3 protein-coding genes are annotated in these 2,036 nt (G+C 65.9%); all 3 read left to right on the top strand.

Features of this window, described 5'->3' with window-relative positions; genetic code table 11:
* Positions 1–131 precede the first annotated feature (131 nt).
* Complete coding sequence (locus ACIGJI_RS17385) at positions 132–566, top strand: DUF6153 family protein (protein WP_366244731.1); 435 nt, start codon at positions 132–134, stop codon at positions 564–566.
* Positions 567–653: 87 nt separating this feature from the next.
* Positions 654–1,250: a DUF305 domain-containing protein gene (locus ACIGJI_RS17390; RefSeq protein WP_366244729.1), complete on the top strand. Its 597-nt coding sequence runs from the start codon at positions 654–656 to the stop codon at positions 1,248–1,250.
* A 118-nt stretch (positions 1,251–1,368) separates the two neighbouring features.
* Positions 1,369–2,036, top strand: a 668-nt coding sequence (locus ACIGJI_RS17395) for a F510_1955 family glycosylhydrolase (RefSeq protein WP_396667042.1), incomplete at its 3' end; no start/stop codon positions are given.

Here is a 2,036-nt window from a genome sequence, read left to right on the forward strand (position 1 = left end):
TCCACGATCGTTGTCGCGCTGAATGCGCAGTTGCTGCGACGGCTGAACCTCAGCCCGGACGCCGTCGTCGACAAGTAGGCGCATGGGCGGCAGCGACGTACCCTGGAAGAAAGGGAGGTGGGACAGTGTTGATGACGATCGCACGCCGCGTGCATAACCAGCGCACCCTCACCCGCACCCTCCTGACCGTCGTCGCCGTCGCCTTTTCCGTGATCTTCGGGCTTCTGGCTATGCACTCGATGAACACGCACACCATGCCCTCCGGGCACAGTGAGACCATCGCCGTCGCACCCGCGCATGCCGATGCTCACCCCGCACACGCCTCAGGCGACGCCGCAGCGATGGACGAGGCGGGGTGCGCCACGTGTTCTGACGATCACGGCATGGCGTGGATGGCCTGCGTTCTCGCGCTCCTCATTGCCGTCGTGCTGCTCACCCGGCCGTCCGCCTGGTGGCGAGCCGTCGCGCACTCCCCGGGAACGCCCGTGTCCCGCCTACACCTCCGGGATGCGCTGCATCCGCTGCGGCCTCCGTCTCTCACCGTTCTCTGCATCAGTCGCACGTGATGGCAGGCGTGCCCGCCTTCTGCGGGCAACACCCCTCGCCCAGCCTGTCTCGCTGAGCACCGTCATCGACTCCTGGAGAGAACCACTATGAAGACCCGTTTTGCGGCGACCGCCGCACTCACCCTCACTGCTGTGCTTGCCCTTGCCGGCTGCGCCGGAAACACCTCCGGCGGCGGCGATATGCCCGGAATGAACCACGAAAGCAGCAGCTCCACCCCGGCCTCCGCGGACGCCAACGACGCCGACATCATGTTCGCCAGCATGATGAAAGAGCACCACGCCCAGGCCATCGACATGTCCGACATGCTTCTCAGCAAGGAGGGCGTCGACGAACGCGTCGTCGCCCTTGCGGAAGAGATCAAGGCCGCGCAGGAGCCCGAGATCCAGAAGATGGACCAGTGGCTCGAAGAGTGGGGCGCTGACACTTCCGACATGGAGGGCATGGATCACGGGGGCGGCATGATGTCCGAAGATGACATGCAGGCTCTCGAGGATGCCACCGGCGCGGACGCCAGCCGCCTGTTCCTCGAGCAGATGATCCAGCACCACGAGGGTGCCGTCGAGATGGCCCAAGAAGAGGTCGACAACGGCCAGAACAGCGACGCGGTCGCTCTGGCCGAGACGATCATCGAGGCGCAGACCACGGAGATCGCCACGATGGAAGACCTCCTCGACACAGTCTGATCTACCTTCGGGGGTGCGGCGCTCGCCCGCACCCCCGAACTGGCCTTCTCGCAGTAACCCACGCCACCGCGCTGGCGCCATGTCGCGACTCTCATTCGCGTACCGGCCGCGCACCCGCATGCACTTCTTCACGTCGGAGTCTCATGAACCGCCACTCGCCCTTACCCGCTTTCGCGATCGCTCTCGTAGCCGTCGCCCTCACCGGCTGCGCCGCGCCGCAGGCCCCGGCGCCAACGCGGTGCCCCCCGTTATCCAACACATTCACGGTGTTGCCGCTGACCCCCGCGGTGAGGACCTCTTCGTAGCCACCCACGGAGGACTCTTCACCCTCACGCCCGAAGGTGCGATCGCCGGTCCCATCGGAGGCCACGACTTCGATGCGATGGGCTTTACCGTCCTCGACGACGCCCTCTTCGCATCCGGACACCCGGGCACACAGACACCCGCACAGCTCGGCTCCCCGAACCTAGGTGTCATTCGTAGTGACGACTTCGGCGAATCGTGGTCACCGATCGCGCTCACTGGCAGCACGGACTTCCATGTCCTCACCGCCGGACCAGACGGCACTCTTTACGGGATCGCGTCCGATGGCGTCGATCTCCTCGTCAGCACTGACGACGGTCTCGAATGGACCCGCGGCGCAACACTTTCCGCGGCAGACCTCGCGGCCAACGGCGACGGTCTCTACGCGGCCTCAGAAGAAGGGCTGCTCCTCAGCACCGACAACGGCGCCACCTTCACCCCCATCGCCGACGCCCCCCTGCTCTACACACTCGACGCCAAACC

Source organism: Microbacterium sp. NPDC064978, assembly GCF_044543605.1.
GTDB lineage: Bacteria > Actinomycetota > Actinomycetes > Actinomycetales > Microbacteriaceae > Microbacterium > Microbacterium meiriae.